Below are 16,632 nucleotides of genomic sequence, written 5' to 3' on the forward strand. Positions count from 1 at the left end.
TTTGAGAGATATTTGATAATGAAATATTTTTTACGTTGAATTACAAGCTACATTTTTATATAATTAAACTAATTGATTGAGAGGGAGAAAATTATATTCCTAAATTCACGGTACAATTTTAGCACTAAATAAAACTGTTCAAGTGGAACCATCAATGCAAGTAGAGGCTAAAGCAGACAAACCTGCAATGGTTAAAAATGTTAAAGTTAAAATTGTAGGGAATAAGGCTTCTGTAAAATATAAAAAAGATACTGCGGATATATTAGAAAATCCGTAGTATCTTTTTATGCATTAATATCTAATTTTAAACTAATATCTAAATCAAATATATATTATACAATAGTTGTATGTCTGTCGTTAAGTGCAACGTACTTTGTCTTTTTCGCAACATTCATATATGCAGGTCTGATAATCTTTCCGGCATTAATGATTTCTTCTATACGATGTGCACACCAGCCTGAAATTCTGGCAGATGCAAACATAGGAGTAAACAATCCGTCAGGAAGTCCAAGTGAAGAATATATAAATCCACTGTAGAAATCAACATTTGCACTTACATTTTTCTGCATTGGCTTGCAACTTGCAATAACCTCAGGAGCAAGTCGGGCAACATTATTGTAAAGCTGATACTCATCCATAAGACCTTTTTCCTGTGCAAGCTTTTTAGCAAAGCCTTCAAGAATTTTTGCTCTAGGGTCAGAAATAGAGTAAACAGCATGACCGATTCCATAAATCAAACCTGATTTATCAAAGATTCTCTTATCAAGTATTGCATGCAAATAATTTGAAATTTCTTCATCGTCGTTCCAATTAGAAACTGTTTCTTTCATATGATCAAACATCTGTTTAACTTTAATGTTAGCGCCACCATGTCTTGGACCTTTAAGTGAACCAAGAGAAGCTGCGATTGCAGAATAAGTGTCCGTTCCTGAAGAAGAAACAACATGAGTTGTAAATGTAGAGTTATTACCACCACCATGTTCAGCATGAAGAACAAGAGCTAAGTCAAGGATTTTTGCTTCAAGCGGAGTAAAACTTCCATCAGGTCTAAGTAATCTTAATATATTCTCAGCCGTGGACATGTTAGGGTCCGGTGTGTTTATATGAAGGCTTTGTCCATGATGATAGTGGTTATGGGCATGGTATCCATAAACACTGATAAGTGGAACTCTTGCAATAAGACTTAAACTTTGACGTAAAACATTTGGAATTGATGTATCATCAGGATTATCGTCATAAGAGTAAAGTGTAAGTACACTACGTGCAAGCATGTTCATCATATCTCTACTTGGTGCTTTCATAATAATATCTCTTACAAAGCTAGGTGGAAGAGTTCTGTATTCAGATAATAAATTTGTGAAATTTTCTAATCTTTTTGCTGTTGGAAGTTCACCAAATAATAAAAGATATGTAACTTCTTCAAAACCAAAGCGGTTTTCATCTAAAAAACCTTTAACAATATCTTCGATATCTATTCCACGGTAAAAAAGTTTTCCTTCACAAGGAACAGCTTTTCCGTCAATCATATCGTAGGAATGAACATCACCGATTTCGGTAAGACCTGTAAGAACACCTTTACCGTTCTTATCACGAAGACCTCTCTTTACATCGTATAAATTATAGAGAGATTCATCAATACATGAATTATTAATGCATCTGTCCGCATATTTTAATATTTGTGGTGTAATCTGATCAGGTATGTTTTCATTTATGTTATTCATAGTGACCTCCTGTTGTACATAGAAAATCTATGATTGTTATTTAGAGTCTATAGCTACATTAGCATAGACGCCATTAAGTAGAACTTTAACATAATTAAGAAAAGACAACAATAAAACTTAAGAAAAACAAAAAAAGAAAAGTAAAAACTTAATTAAATTAAGCGAAATGCGCGAAAAAAGCACAAATATACTTGATAAGCTTACTATCAGGGCATAATAATCTAAGCCTTAAAGTAAAATTGTGGAATGTGAATAAACATTTATTATGATGTTAGGGCAAACGCCCCAACTTTGATGCCATATTTAAGCAGTAATTGGTAATACTGTTCTAATTCGTAGATAATGTACAAAAAGAAGGTAAAATGTGATAAAATAAAAAACGGATATGCCTTAAAGTACTATTCTAAAGGTATATTGTGTTAAAATAATTTTGATTATTGGGTCAGATAATTCACAAGTGAGTAATTAAAAGTAAAATAAGGAAGTGAAATCAATGGATTTATTTGATTTTATGAGAAATGAAAATATGGAGAAGGATTCTCCATTAGCAAGCAGGCTAAGACCAACAACATTAGACGAAGTAGTTGGACAGGAGCATATTATAGGTAAAGATAAACTTTTATATAGAGCAATTAAAGCAGATAAGTTAAGTTCAATTATTTTTTATGGACCGCCTGGGACTGGGAAAACAACATTGGCAAAAGTAATTGCGAATACAACAAGTGCAGAATTTACTCAGATAAATGCTACTGTTGCAGGCAAGAAAGATATGGAAGAAGTAGTGGAAAAGGCTAAACAGACAATGGGAATGTATGGAAGAAAGACTATATTGTTTGTAGATGAAATTCATCGCTTTAATAAGGGACAGCAGGATTACCTTTTACCATTTGTAGAAGATGGAACGTTAATTCTTATAGGGGCAACCACTGAAAATCCATACTTTGAAGTTAATGGGGCTTTAATTTCACGTTCTATTGTGTTTGAATTAAAGCCGCTTTCGACAGAGAATATAAAACAGCTAATTTTAAGAGCAGTTAATGATAAAGAAAAAGGAATGGGAGCGTTTAATGCGAGAATAGATGATGATGCGGCTGACTTTTTAGCCGAAATTTCAAATGGTGATGCAAGAACAGCATTAAATGCTATTGAATTAGGAATTTTAACTACTGATAAAAGTGAAGATGGAACAATCCACATAACAATGGAAGTTGCAGAACAATGTATTCAGAAAAGAGCCATCCGATATGATAAATCAGGAGACAACCATTATGATACAGTATCTGCATTTATAAAAAGTATGAGAGGCTCAGATCCTGATGCGGCACTTTACTATTTGGCAAAAATGCTTTATGCAGGTGAAAGTGTTGAATTTATAGCAAGACGAATTATGATATCAGCGGCGGAAGATGTGGGAATGGCAGATCCTAATGCATTAACAGTTGCCGTGTCTGCTGCAAATGCCGTCCACCAGATTGGAATGCCTGAAGCAAAGATAATATTGGCAGAGGCAGTGGTATATATGGCTACTGCACCGAAAAGCAACGCTTCTTATATGGGATTAGAGAAGGCGATGAGTGCAGTACAGAATACAAAGATATCAGGAATACCGGTTCACTTAATGGATGCACATTATAAAGGCGCAGCAAAGCTTGGACATGGTGATGGCTACAAATATGCACACGATTATGAAAATCATTATGTTAATCAGCAATATTTGCCGGATGAGCTTGTAAATGAAGTATTTTACAATCCGGGAGATTTAGGATACGAAGTTAAAGTAAAAGAACATTTTAAAAAGATAAAGGGATAGCACTAGAGTGATTAGAAAGGTGATAAATTGAAAGCATTAATAGAAAAATTAGCAATTGGAAATGTAGATTATGAAGTGCCTAAGGCACAGATTTCCCATAATAGCTTTGATATGGTGTTAGCAAAAGGGGAGATAGCCTACGGCTCATTTAACATCCGCTCTGAATCAAATATGAATATAAAAGGAGTGGTATATTCTTCAGATTATCATTTGAAACTAAAAAATGATCAGTTTTTAGGAAAAGACAATACAATCAGATTTGAGGCGAATACTGAACATCTTTATCCGGGAGACGATGTGTCAGGTAAAATAGACATAGTATCAAATGCCGGAGAGTTTTCTGTTAATTTTAATATTCATGTGAAGGAAGAAAATATAGAATCTTCAATGGGCCCAATAAATAATCTTGAGGATTTTACAAAATTAGTTCAGTATTCTCATGAGGAAGCTATTAAATTGTTTATGTCAAGAGAATTTAAACACAACATTATCGGACAGGATGTTTATACAAGAGCCTTGTACAATGAATTGATGAAAAATTATAACAAAGAGATAGCAATGGAAGAATTCCTTGTTAAAAAAGGCCTTAAAGAACCTGTTACAATCAGTATTGTAGATAATGAAAAGACATACGAAGATATAAAGGAATCTTATGCAGACTCTCTTAAAATTACAAAGAGTGGTTGGGGATATGTAGACATAAAAGTTGAAATTAATGGTGAAATACTTCATAACTGCAAAAATGAAATAAATCTGGACAATTTTATTGGAAACACCTGCGAATATGAATATTTGATAAATCCATTCAAATTACACAGGGGCAGTAATTATGCAGAAATTGTGTTAAAGACAGTTAATCAGACCTTAACATATAAAATTCATGTTAACAATCCTACAGAAGATATATCTAAATATATCGAAAATAAAAAGGATATTATTGATGTGATGAGATTATATATGAATTTCCGTACCGGAAAGATAAACTCATTAGATTGGAAAAAGTCAACAGAGGACATTGCAGAGAAAAGATTACATTATAACAATGAAGATATAATGGCATTGTTGATAAAAACTCAACTTACAATATTAGATGGTGAAGAAGAACAGATTACTTCATATCTTATGCAATTGTCAAAATTAGTATCAGTAAGTAAGACAAATAACAAACTTAAGAGTGTTGAAGCATATTGCTATTATTTATATTTGAAAACGATATATAAGCAAAATGCTACTTACACAGAAGAAGTTCGAAAAGAAATAAAGAACTATTATGAAAATGGTTATGATTCATGGAAATTATTGTGGATGTTAATGTACATGGATGACAGATATGACCAAAATCCAAGTCTTAAATATACTTTGGTAAAAGATCAGTTTAATAAAGGATGTACAAGTCCTGTGATGTTGTATGAAGCGGCAAAAATAATTTCAAAGCAACCGGAACTATTAAGGGTTATAAATAAATTTGAATTATTACTTTTGAGATTCATAAATAAATATGATATGTACAATGACAATTTAAATAAGCAGATAGTTACTTTGTTTGAAAAAGAAAAACAATTTGACAAAATAAAATTTGAAATATTGGCTGATTTATATGAAAAGACAGAAGATGTGAAAGTACTGGAAGGAATTTGCCAGATGCTTGTAAGCGGAGACAAAAAGAAACAGTTCTATTTTAAATGGTATGATGCCGGAGTTAAACATGATGTCAAAGTAACAAAACTTTACGAGTATTATATGTACACAATTGATACAACAAAAATGTTTAAATTATATCCACAGATATACAAATACTTTGCGTTTACAACGGAAACGTTAGCCTATAATAAAGCATATTTATATCAGAATATAATTAAATATTTTGACCAGGCAAGTGAGATGTATAAAAAATACAAAGCCGGATTAGAAAAATATGTAGAAGAAGAGATTATTAATAAGCATATTGATAATAATCTTATTGAATTGTACAAAAAAATGCTCACACCACATTTTGTTAACAACAGAATGACAAAATCATTACCTAGTATATTAAATGCATGGAGAATAACTGTTGATAATCCAAATATTACAGAAGTTATAATATACCATAAAGAATTAGACGAACCTCAGCAGGTTCACCTTAATGGAGGAGAGGCTTTTGTTGAAATATATACAGACAACCCTGTAATAATATTTGTGGACAAAGATAGAAACAAATACGTAAATATAGAATATACATGCAGGAAAATTTTAAGAAATGTTAAGATTTCTGAGGTAGATAATGGAAGCATCTACTTAAAGTTAGCAAAGATAGAAAAAAACATAAAAAAATCAGCAAATGTTGATATTTTACAGATGTTAAAGGATATGCTTAATGTTGAAAATATAAGAGGAACATATAGAAAATATCTTTTAAATGAAATTGTTTCTTACTATTATAAGAATTCTTATTTAGATGAGTATGATGATTATGTAATGGAAATGAATATGAACGAGTTAGATAAAGACTCCAGAAATAAAATAATGTCAATACTTATTGCAAATAAGAAATATAAGAGTGTATATCCGTATATATTAGAATATGGTCCGGAAAGATTAAGCGATGAAAGTGTTGAAGAATTTTGTACAGGAATAATTAAAGAAACAGAGTTTGAAGAAGATGCTTTTATACTTGAAATGTGTGTGAAATTATTTAGGATGAATAAGGTTACAAGAGTAATTCTTGCTTATCTTGGAAGATTTTTCCTTGGAACAAACGAAGAAATGTTTATGTTATATGAGGAAATTAATAAAAAGAACATAATTGAAAACACATTGACGGAAAGACTACTTGTTCAGTGCATTTTTGAAGGGGATGTAAGTGAAAGAATTCATGGAATATTTAATAAATATGTACAGAATCCTTCATATGCAACAATTAGAAAAGCGTTTTACACATATGTTTCATATAATTATTTTGTTAAAAATATTCCTTGTCCGGATTCAACATGGGATATAATGCAGCAGGATATTAAGGATGGAACGGAAGTGACAGTTATTTCAAAAATCGGATATTTGTCACATGTGATTGAAAGTGAGCATGTAACACAGGAACAGATTGAAACATCAAAGAAACTGATGAGTCAGTTAGCTAAAAAGAATATTGTATTTGAATTTTATAAGAAGTTTAATAAATGGTTTGCAGTTCCATACAATATAGTGGATAAAACCATAATTGACTATCGTACAAATCCAAAGAATAAAGTATACATTACTTATAAGATAAAATCCATAACAGGCGAAACAAAGGAAAAAACTGAAGAAATGCGTAGTGTTTATTCAGGAATATTTACAAAAGATGTAATTATGTTCTTTGGAGAAGAAATAGAATATTATTTTGAAGAAATATCTGAAACTGATAGTATTGAGACAAAGAAATATACAATGAAAATAAATCAGAAAGATATTTTTAATGATGAAGGAAGATTTGGAATGCTTAACGGCATGATGATTTGCAAAGAACTTCACAGAGACAAGGATGCAAGAGAACTTATGGAAACATATGAACTTCATACGGATGCATCAGAACAGTTATTTAAGTTACTATAGGCAGGAGGAATAACAATGAATAATAAAGCACTTATTCTTGGAATAGATTTTTCAAGTGATTTTTCTCAGTTGGCATTTTTGAATGATGCAGGGGAGCCTGAATCAATTAGCGTTGGACAGGATAAGCATTTTCTTGTACCTACAGTTATGTTTTTTAATGATGAATTAAAAGAATGGTCAGTAGGCGAAGAGGCAATTAACAGAAGCCAGAGAGAAAGTGGAAAAGTTGTTACAAACCTACCGGAAGCATTGTTTTATGATGAGTTAAAAGACCAGAATAGAGCAATGATGAAAGCATATATAGCTTATTTTGTAAAATTAGCGGCAAATTACACAAACGGGCAGATAATTAAAAGCATTGTAATGACAGTAGATAATTTGACAGTGGAAATAATGGAATGCTTTTATGAAACTATAGAAGCTTTAGGATATAAGAAAGAAAATACAAAAATATTAAGCCATTCAGAAAGTTTTATCTACTATGTGTTAAACCAGCATAAAGATGTGTGGGTAAATAATGTTTTAATGTTGGATTTTTCACAGCAGGGGCTTGTTTATAGAAGACTTAGCATAAGACATACAAGAGAAGCACATATAGCAGATGTAGAAACGAAAAAATTAGATGATGTTTTAACATTTGATAATATTAAAACAGATATTGATGAGGCTGACAAAATTCTTGAAGATTTTATGGACGAAGAATTGAATGAACACGTTATTTCAGCAGTATATTTTTCAGGTGAAGGTTTTTATAGTGGAGACTGGAAAAATACACTTAAAAAAACATGCAACAACCGACGTGTATTTAAAGGAAATAACCTGATAGTAAAAGGTGCAGTTTATGGTGCTAAAGAATTGTTTTATATTTCAAATTTTAGTGATTATATCATATCCTGTAAGGGAAGAACTAAGGTAAATGTTTCTATGGAAGTAAACCATCAGGGAAGCGAGAAACAGCTTGTGCTTTCAAAAATAGGAACTAACTGGTACGAAGCAGGTGCTGTTGCAGAATGTATTTTGGATAAACCGACAATAGCAAAATTCACAATACAGTCACCTATTACAAAAGAATCAGAAAACTTTTACATTGATTTACAGGATTTCCCGGCAAGAAAAAATAAGACAGTAAGAATCCAGATAAAATTTGCATATGTAAATGAAAATAAGTTTGCAATAGAGATAAAAGATATCGGGTTTGGAGAATTCTATGAAAGCTCAGGAAAAGTAGTTAGAGAGGAAGTGACAGTATGAGTGACATCACAATGTGCACATTGCACTCAGAAAAACCTTATTATATAACTGAAATTAATAAAAATATATATTCGATAGAAGAATTAAATTATTATCTTTATAATTATCTTTATTTAGTGGATGAAGAATTTTTTAGTGAAAGTCTGATTGATTATATTGAAAATGAATTAAAGCAGACAACAATAGCAACAGGGCTAAGACAGGCATTAAATAAAAATGGTAATCTAGGCGAAATGATTGCATTTGTAATAAAAAATTCAGGATATTACACACAAAAGGAAGCAGATGATTTAGAAAGACATTTAGTAATGCTTAATTCAAAAACATCTGCCGAAAGAATAAAGGCTAAGGCAGACATATTACTTGATAATCATAAATATAATATGGCAATTTCTTTTTATCAGAGCATTATAAATAAGGGAACAAATAGTGAATTATCAGAAACTTTTTATGGAAGTGTTTATAATAATTTAGGAGTTGCCTATACAAGACTGTTTGAGTACGATGAGGCTTTAGTGGCATTTAGAAATGCATATAGATTAAATAGTGCTGCAGAATCATTAGAGTCAATAATATTGTGTGACCTTATGTCAGGTAATGCTACTAATTTGAAAAACGATGTTGAAAAATACAAAGTAAGTGATCAGGTAGTTAACAGACTTAGAACAGAAATCATACAGCTTAAGGCTCATATTCATGTAAATTGGAACGACACAATTGAGAAAGATTATATTAGCCGACGTAAGAGAGAATATATTGTAGAAATAAATAGTTAAGAAATTGTGAAGGTTTAGCTTAGGCAGTTGACAAATAACTTTTTAATTATTATGATAAAAAACAGAAAAAAATAAATGCTATGATGAAGAGGAGTATCTTGTAACTGCTTAACAGAGAGTAGGTTGTTGGTGGAAGACCTATAAGTAAGTGCGAGGGAAGGTAGCTTTGGAGCAGCATCAGTGAACAGTTAAAAACTATCAGTAGCTGATGACGATTCGTCCCCGTTAAGGATATGATAAGTAAAACAAAAGGTGGTACCGCGGATATTCGCCCTTTTAGGAAAATGTCTGTGGATTTAAACATACAAAAGAGACAGCATTTTAAAGCTGTCTTTTTCCGTTCATAAGGATGATAATTTGCAGACTGGATTACAAATTATTTTAAAGGAGTACACAATGAAGGAATTAGAAAAGAACTATAATCCTGCCGATATTGAAGACAGATTATATGAAAAGTGGCAGGAAAAGAAATATTTCCATGCAGAAGTAGACAGAAGTAAGAAACCATTTACTATTGTTATGCCACCTCCAAATATTACTGGACAGCTTCATATGGGACATGCCCTTGACAATACAATGCAGGATATTTTAATTAGATTTAAAAGGATGCAGGGCTATGAAGCCTTATGGCTTCCGGGAACTGACCATGCATCAATTGCAACAGAAGCTAAGATTGTTGAAAATATGCGTGAAGAAGGAATTACAAAGGAAGATTTAGGAAGAGAAAAATTCTTAGACAGAGCATGGCAGTGGAAAGCGCAGTATGGTGGACGTATTGTTTCACAGCTTAAGAAAATCGGTTCATCATGTGACTGGGACAGAGAAAGATTTACAATGGATGAAGGCTGTTCAAAAGCTGTAAAAGAAGTTTTTGTAAATCTTTACAATAAAGGGCAGATTTACAAGGGCGAAAGAATCATCAACTGGTGTCCACACTGCTTAACATCAATTTCAGATGCAGAAGTAGAATATGAAGATCAGGCTGGTAAGTTCTGGCATTTAAGATATCCTTTAACAGACGGTTCAGGATATATTCAGCTTGCTACAACAAGACCTGAAACATTACTTGGTGATACAGCAGTAGCAGTAAACCCAAATGATGACAGATATAAACATTTAGTAGGAAAAACTCTTACACTTCCATTAGTTGGAAGAAAAATTCCTATTGTTGCCGATGACTATGTAGGTATTGACTTTGGTACCGGTGTAGTTAAGATTACACCTGCCCATGACCCTAACGATTTTGAAGTTGGACTTCGTCACAATTTACCTGTTATTAATGTATTAACAGATGATGCAAAGATTGTTGACGATTATCCTAAGTATGCAGGTATGGACAGATATGAAGCAAGAAAGGCAATTGTTGAAGATTTAGACAAAGAAGGCTTCCTTGTTAAGATTGAAGACCATGAGCATAACGTTGGTACATGTTACAGATGTCATACAACTATTGAACCTAGAGTATCAAAACAGTGGTTTGTAAAGATGGACGAACTTGCAAAACCAGCCATTGATGCTGTTAAAAATGGTGACACTAAATTTGTACCGGGATATTTTGATAAAACATATTTCCATTGGCTTGAAAACATCCGTGACTGGTGTATTTCACGTCAGTTATGGTGGGGACATCAGATTCCTGCATTTTATTGTGACGACTGTGGAGAAATGGTTGTAACTAAAGAAGACCATGCTACATGTCCACATTGTGGAAAAGAAATGAGACAGGACCCTGATACACTTGATACATGGTTCTCATCAGCATTATGGCCATTTAGCACACTTGGATGGCCTGATAAAACAGAAGAAATGGATTACTTCTATCCTACAAACACATTGGTAACAGGATATGATATTATTCCTTTCTGGGTAATGAGAATGATGTTCTCAGGACTTGAACATACAGGAAAAGTTCCATTTGATACAGTACTTATTCACGGCCTTGTAAGAGATTCACAGGGACGTAAGATGAGTAAGTCTCTTGGAAACGGAATTGACCCACTTGAAGTAATTGATAAATATGGTGCAGATGCTCTTAGATTTACATTAATTACAGGTAATGCTCCCGGAAATGATATGCGTTTCTATTGGGAAAGAGTAGAGGCAAGCAGAAACTTTGCTAACAAAGTATGGAATGCTTCAAGATTTATTATGATGAACATGCCTGAAGAAGGTATTGATTTAAATAAGAAACCTGAACAGCTTACAGATGCTGATAAGTGGATTTTATCTAAGTTAAATACATTAGTAAAAGACGTAACAGATAACATGGAAAAATACGAACTTGGTATTGCTGCAGATAAGATTTACGAATTTATCTGGGAAGAATTCTGTGACTGGTACATTGAAATGGTTAAACCTAGATTATACAGTGAAACAGATGACACAAGATATGCAGCACTTTGGACATTAAAGAAAGTGTTAATTGATGCATTAAAGATGCTTCATCCATATATGCCATTTGTAACAGAAGAAATATTCTGTACAATTCAAGATGAAGAAGAATCAATTATGATTTCATCATGGCCTGTATACACAGAAGAATATGCTTTCGCTAATGAAGAAAATGCAGTAGAATTAATTAAAGAAGCAGTTCGTGGTATTAGAAATACAAGAGCTGAAATGAATGTTAAACCAAGCAAGAAAGCAAAAGTATTTGTTGTATCAGATGATGAAGTTACAAGAAATATATTTGAAAATGGTAAAGTATTCTTTGCAACACTTGGTCATGCAAGTGAGGTAATTATTCAGGCTAATAAGACAGGCATTGATGATGATGCCGTATCAGTAGTTCTTCACAAAGCAATTGTATATATGCCATTTGCAGAATTAGTTGATATTGCAAAAGAAATAGAACGTCTTGAAAAAGAAGTAAAAAGATTAAACAAGGAATTAGCAAGAGTTAATGGAATGCTTGCAAATCCTAACTTCGTAAGTAAGGCACCTGAAAAGAAGATTAATGAAGAAAAAGAAAAACAGGCTAAATATCAGGAAATGATGAAGCAGGTTCAGTCACAGTTAGAAAACTTAAAGAAATAATTGTGGCAGGTTTGATTACAGTTTATGGTGGTATAAATTTATATTCACCAATAAACTGTATCAGGTAAAAAAGGAGGAATCAGAATGATTAATTTTGATGAAGAAATTAAGAAATTTCATCCAAGTCTTGAAATTGAAGAAGCTGAAGATGCCATATACAATAACGATGTGTCAGATATAACTGATATTATGATTGAAATGGTAAATGGATTAAAAGGAACTAATAACCAGTAAGTCGTTTTAGCCATATAACATATGTGTATGGCTTAGACTGAGGGCAACATAGATGGAGAAATAATATGATATGCTTTAACTGTGGTAATGTCCTTACAAATAGTGATTATTGCAGTCATTGTGGTATGGATGTCAGCATATATAAAAAGATTGTGAAGTTGTCAAACACTTATTACAACATGGGGCTTACAAAGGCACTTAACAGAGATTTGTCAGGTGCAGCAGATGCCTTAAGAAGAAGTGTAAAATTAAACAAAAGAAATACTGATGCAAGAAACCTTTTAGGCCTTGTTTATTTTGAAATGGGTGAAACAGTTCAGGCTTTTTCGGAATGGGTAATGAGCATGAACCTTCAGCCGGACAACAATGCAGCAGATAAATATATGGCGGCAATTCAGGCCGATAAGGGCAAAATTGATGAATTAAACCATACAATTAAGAAATTTAATATTGCATTAGAATATGCAAAAGATGGAACAGATGATATGGCTATTATTCAGCTGAAGAAGGTTTTGAATCAGAATCCAAACCTTATAAAAGGATATCAGTTGTTAGCCGTACTTTACATGAAACATGGTGAGTACGAAAGAGCCAGAAAAGCAACAAAGAAAGCTTTAAAGATTGATAAGTGTAATCCACTTTGTGTAAGATACTTAAGAGAAATTACAAATTATTTAGAAGATGAAAAGAAAAATAATCCTGAACGTAGAAGAAAACGTAGAATGGATCTTCGTGGAACTATGATAGACAGACCATATTTAAGTGGTGATGATGTTATAATTCCAAAGAATAATTTTAAAGAAGCAACTTCAAGTGCTCAGAGTATAATTCATATAGTTATGGGTGTTTTGTTAGGTGCAGCTTTGGTATTTTTCATTGTAACACCGGCAAGAGTATCAACTGTTAGTGATCAGATATCACAGGTAAAAGTTGATTACAATCAAAAAATTGCGATTAAGGATTCTTCTATTTCAGAGTTACAAAAGAGTGTAGATACTTTAACAGCTGAAAAGGAAGATTTGGCAGCAAGGCTTGGTGAATATACAGATACAGACAATACTTTAAGTAAGAATTATACTCAGTTATTATCAGCGGTTGCAAGTTACTTAAAGAGCGATTATGATGCCAGTGCTAAAAGTATTTTAAAGGTTGATACATCTTTGGAAATGAACTCATCAGCATTTACTGAAGTATATAATACTTTGAACAGTAAGATTGCATCAAGAGTAGCAGAAACAAGTTATGATGCCGGAATGGAAGCATTAAATAAAAAAGATTATTCTGCCGCCATTACTAATTTCCTTAAGGCAATAGAAGCAGATTCTAATAATGATGATGCTTATTACTATTTAGCATGGTCATATAAAAATAACGGTGATGAAAAGAATGCTAAAAAATATTTCAAGGAGATAGTGGACAAATTCCCTAACTCTAAGAATTACACAACAGCAAAGACTCAGGCAGGAGTTGATGATACTACAACATCAAGTGATGAAACTACAACTTCTGAAGAATAAGAGTACAATTAAATATAAGAATATAAGATACAAAAGAAAAAGCTATTGCGATAAATGCAATGGCTTTTTCTTTTGTTGTATAAAAATAATTTTCAAATGGAGGTTTTATGGAAGTTTTATATGAAATAAGAGGTGAAAATTTAATTGTATTTTTGCCGGAGGAATTAGACCATCACAATTCAAGAATGATAATGGAACAGTGCGATTGGTATATATTAGCTAATCAGTTAAAAAATGTAATATTTAATTTTAAAAGAACCACGTTTATGGATAGTTCAGGAATAGGGGTCATTTTAGGCAGATACAAACTTGTAAAGAAGGCATGTGGGGAAATTACCGTGTTAAATATAAATGATACAATAGATAGAATTTTTTCTATTTCAGGACTATATAAAATTTGCAAAAAATCAGAAGCTTCAAGTCTGACTGTAAATATTTAGGAGGAGACAAATGGTAAAGAAAATATTTGAAAATAATATGAAGTTAGAAATGGATAGCGTGTCTGAGAATGAGTCTTTAGCAAGAATGGGTGTAGCATCCTTTTTAACAAAAATTGACCCTACTTTAGAGGAGATAAATGATATAAAAACAGCTGTTTCTGAGGCAGTTACGAATTCAATAATACATGGATATAGAGATAAAAAAGGAATCGTAGAAATTAAATGCCATTTAAGAGAAACAATAATTGAAAAAGAAGATGAAATTTTACATATATCGTTAATAACAATCATTGTAAGAGATGATGGAACAGGAATAGATGATATAGAAAAAGCAATGGAGCCTATGTATACATCTAAACCGGAGAATGACCGTGCCGGAATGGGATTTGCATTTATGCAATTATTTATGGATACGGTAGACGTGTGGTCTAAGCCGTACATAGGAACAAGCGTGACAATGACAAAAGAACTAAAAAGAATTGAAAAGAAGGGAAATAATGGATGCAATAACGCTGATTAAACAGGCTCATGCAGGTGATAAGATGGCTAGGGATAAATTAATTCTTGAAAATACAGGACTTATATGGAGCATTGTAAAAAGATTTACAAATAGAGGATATGAGGCAGAGGATTTATTTCAGATAGGATGCATCGGGTTAATTAAATCAGTAGATAACTTTGATATGCAATACGATGTTAAGTTTTCTACATATGCAGTACCTATGATAGCCGGTGAAATAAAAAGGTTCTTAAGAGATGACGGACTTATAAAAGTAAGCAGGGCGTTAAAAGAACTGGCGTATAAAGCATATCAGGAAAATGAAAGAATTAAAAATGAGCTTGGAAGGGATGCAACTATAAGTGAACTTGCTAGTAAGTTGGAAGTGAGTGAGGAAGAAATATCGATGGCAATAGATTCGTCAATGGAAGTTGAATCACTGCATCAGACAATATACCAAAATGATGGAAATGAAATATATTTAATGGATAAATTAAAAAATGAGGAAGGCTGCGAAGAGGAAGCAATAAATAAAGTAATGATTTCACAAATATTAAATGAAATGACAGACAACGAGCGCCGATTAATAAAAATGCGATATTTTTCAAATATGTCACAAAAAGATGTAGGAGAGCAACTGGGAATATCACAAGTTCAGGTATCGAGGCTGGAGAAAAGAATTTTAACGAAAGCAAGGCTGGAGAGGCAAAGCTAGAAGCATTTACCAAGCTAACTAAAATTTTATTAGATAGTAAAAGGTATGAAGATTTAGATAGGGCTACTAAAGATATTGAATATCAGAAGAAATTAATGAAAGATTATAATATTACAGATTAATGAAAAAAGTATAATGTTGTAAAATGATGAAAGGCAGATGAATGATATTCCTTAAGAATAAAAAGGAATAAGAATCCATCTGCTTTTTTTACTAATGAAGCCATAGGCTGGAAAGAAATTGGATAATCGAAGCTTTTGAGAAACTAATCTAGTTGAGGTTAAGTTAGGAGTGTACTAAAAAAAATTCGATTATCCTTATTTTTAAACCATAATTTTTTAGTATTAATTATTAAAAAATAATAAAATTACAAAAAATGTACATAATAAGTGTTAATCAAGTGAAAGGCAGAAAATGTAATGAGTGATACAGTTTATATAAAAATGGACAGAAGTGTGGAAGTAACTCATGAGAAGGTGACAATAGGGGATATAGCAAAAATAGAATCTAAAAATAAGAATATAGTTAATAATATAAAACCAATAAAAATATTAGCAGATAAGCCTGAATTAGGTAACAGATATGTTATTTCGATTATGAAAATAATAGAAATAATAGATGAAAAATTTCAGAATGTTGATATATCAAATATAGGAGAAACAGATTGTATTGTAGAATTTAAAAAATCAAATACTTCATGTAAACCATTAGAAATATTAAAGACAGGTATTATATGTATTTTATTATTTTTCGGAGCAGGATTTTCTATTATGTCATTCAATAATGACGTGTCTATAGACCAAATGTTTTTGCAGATAAGTGGACAGATTAGCGAAGATACAGTTGGTGGAGCAAAAATTTTAGAACTTACTTATGCCATAGGTTTGGCAGTGGGAATAACAGTATTTTACAATCATTTTGGACCAAAGAAAATTACTAAAGATCCAACTCCAATAGAAACAGAAATGAGAAAATATGAAAATGAAATAAATGATGCACTAGTTGATGGGCATAACAGAGAAGATGGAAAACTGGATTTAAAATAAAGTCCTGAAAATAAAAT

General features: G+C 31.9%; 13 protein-coding genes and 1 other annotated feature. Of the genes, 12 read left to right on the forward strand and 1 reads right to left on the reverse strand.

The window, feature by feature from the left end; all coding sequences use genetic code 11:
* The first annotated feature begins 154 nt into the window (after positions 1-154).
* Complete coding sequence (locus N5B56_RS08015) at positions 155-277, forward strand: hypothetical protein (protein ID WP_260978702.1); 123 nt, start codon at positions 155-157, stop codon at positions 275-277.
* 55 nt (positions 278-332) lie between these two features.
* Here N5B56_RS08015 and N5B56_RS08020 read toward each other — a convergent pair whose 3' ends face one another.
* Positions 333-1,721: a citrate/2-methylcitrate synthase gene (locus N5B56_RS08020; RefSeq protein ID WP_022088309.1), complete on the reverse strand. Its 1,389-nt coding sequence runs from the start codon at positions 1,719-1,721 to the stop codon at positions 333-335.
* 493 nt (positions 1,722-2,214) lie between these two features.
* On the opposite strand from N5B56_RS08020, the gene N5B56_RS08025 reads away from it, so the two are divergent.
* The 11 genes from N5B56_RS08025 (at position 2,215) to N5B56_RS08075 (ending at position 16,615) form a co-directional block, all read left to right on the forward strand.
* Positions 2,215-3,531, forward strand: a complete 1,317-nt coding sequence (locus N5B56_RS08025; RefSeq protein ID WP_118565472.1) for a replication-associated recombination protein A — start codon at positions 2,215-2,217, stop codon at positions 3,529-3,531.
* Positions 3,532-3,558: 27 nt separating this feature from the next.
* Positions 3,559-7,101, forward strand: a complete 3,543-nt coding sequence (locus tag N5B56_RS08030; protein WP_117910372.1) for a DUF5717 family protein — start codon at positions 3,559-3,561, stop codon at positions 7,099-7,101.
* 15 nt (positions 7,102-7,116) lie between these two features.
* Positions 7,117-8,352: a DUF5716 family protein gene (locus tag N5B56_RS08035; protein WP_260978703.1), complete on the forward strand. Its 1,236-nt coding sequence runs from the start codon at positions 7,117-7,119 to the stop codon at positions 8,350-8,352.
* Positions 8,349-9,128, forward strand: a complete 780-nt coding sequence (locus N5B56_RS08040; RefSeq protein WP_022088313.1) for a tetratricopeptide repeat protein — start codon at positions 8,349-8,351, stop codon at positions 9,126-9,128. Before N5B56_RS08035 ends, N5B56_RS08040 begins: the two co-directional genes overlap by 4 nt.
* A gap of 71 nt (positions 9,129-9,199) precedes the next feature.
* Positions 9,200-9,407: a binding site (T-box leader), on the forward strand.
* A 117-nt stretch (positions 9,408-9,524) separates the two neighbouring features.
* Positions 9,525-12,164, forward strand: a complete 2,640-nt coding sequence (locus N5B56_RS08045; protein ID WP_260978704.1) for a valine--tRNA ligase — start codon at positions 9,525-9,527, stop codon at positions 12,162-12,164.
* Between the two features lie 84 nt (positions 12,165-12,248).
* Positions 12,249-12,398, forward strand: coding sequence for a hypothetical protein (locus N5B56_RS08050; RefSeq protein WP_022088315.1), 150 nt, complete (start codon positions 12,249-12,251; stop codon positions 12,396-12,398).
* Between the two features lie 65 nt (positions 12,399-12,463).
* Positions 12,464-13,915: a tetratricopeptide repeat protein gene (locus N5B56_RS08055; protein WP_117909689.1), complete on the forward strand. Its 1,452-nt coding sequence runs from the start codon at positions 12,464-12,466 to the stop codon at positions 13,913-13,915.
* Between the two features lie 107 nt (positions 13,916-14,022).
* Positions 14,023-14,355, forward strand: a complete 333-nt coding sequence (locus N5B56_RS08060; RefSeq protein WP_022088317.1) for an STAS domain-containing protein — start codon at positions 14,023-14,025, stop codon at positions 14,353-14,355.
* Between the two features lie 22 nt (positions 14,356-14,377).
* Positions 14,378-14,875: an anti-sigma F factor gene (gene spoIIAB, locus N5B56_RS08065; RefSeq protein WP_117909706.1), complete on the forward strand. Its 498-nt coding sequence runs from the start codon at positions 14,378-14,380 to the stop codon at positions 14,873-14,875.
* The gene (locus N5B56_RS08070) at positions 14,853-15,569 is read left to right on the forward strand and encodes a SigF/SigG family RNA polymerase sporulation sigma factor (protein WP_117909688.1); all 717 of its coding nucleotides are present in this window, start codon (positions 14,853-14,855) and stop codon (positions 15,567-15,569) included. The genes spoIIAB and N5B56_RS08070 overlap by 23 nt, the downstream gene beginning before the upstream one ends.
* A gap of 419 nt (positions 15,570-15,988) precedes the next feature.
* On the forward strand, positions 15,989-16,615 hold the full coding sequence (locus tag N5B56_RS08075; RefSeq protein ID WP_260978705.1) for a stage V sporulation protein AA: 627 nt from the start codon (positions 15,989-15,991) through the stop codon (positions 16,613-16,615).
* Positions 16,616-16,632: the final 17 nt, after the last annotated feature.

This window comes from Eubacterium album, assembly GCF_025336545.1.
GTDB lineage: Bacteria > Bacillota > Clostridia > Lachnospirales > Lachnospiraceae > Eubacterium_U > Eubacterium_U album.

Coding starts and splice junctions, on each gene's coding strand:
- N5B56_RS08070 (WP_117909688.1), top strand. CDS start 14,853: ATGGATGCAATAACGCTGATTAAACAGGCTCATGCAGGTGATAAGATG.
- N5B56_RS08045 (WP_260978704.1), top strand. CDS start 9,525: ATGAAGGAATTAGAAAAGAACTATAATCCTGCCGATATTGAAGACAGA.
- N5B56_RS08020 (WP_022088309.1), bottom strand. CDS start 1,721: ATGAATAACATAAATGAAAACATACCTGATCAGATTACACCACAAATA.
- N5B56_RS08040 (WP_022088313.1), top strand. CDS start 8,349: ATGAGTGACATCACAATGTGCACATTGCACTCAGAAAAACCTTATTAT.
- N5B56_RS08060 (WP_022088317.1), top strand. CDS start 14,023: ATGGAAGTTTTATATGAAATAAGAGGTGAAAATTTAATTGTATTTTTG.
- N5B56_RS08025 (WP_118565472.1), top strand. CDS start 2,215: ATGGATTTATTTGATTTTATGAGAAATGAAAATATGGAGAAGGATTCT.
- N5B56_RS08050 (WP_022088315.1), top strand. CDS start 12,249: ATGATTAATTTTGATGAAGAAATTAAGAAATTTCATCCAAGTCTTGAA.
- N5B56_RS08015 (WP_260978702.1), top strand. CDS start 155: ATGCAAGTAGAGGCTAAAGCAGACAAACCTGCAATGGTTAAAAATGTT.
- N5B56_RS08055 (WP_117909689.1), top strand. CDS start 12,464: ATGATATGCTTTAACTGTGGTAATGTCCTTACAAATAGTGATTATTGC.
- N5B56_RS08075 (WP_260978705.1), top strand. CDS start 15,989: ATGAGTGATACAGTTTATATAAAAATGGACAGAAGTGTGGAAGTAACT.
- N5B56_RS08035 (WP_260978703.1), top strand. CDS start 7,117: ATGAATAATAAAGCACTTATTCTTGGAATAGATTTTTCAAGTGATTTT.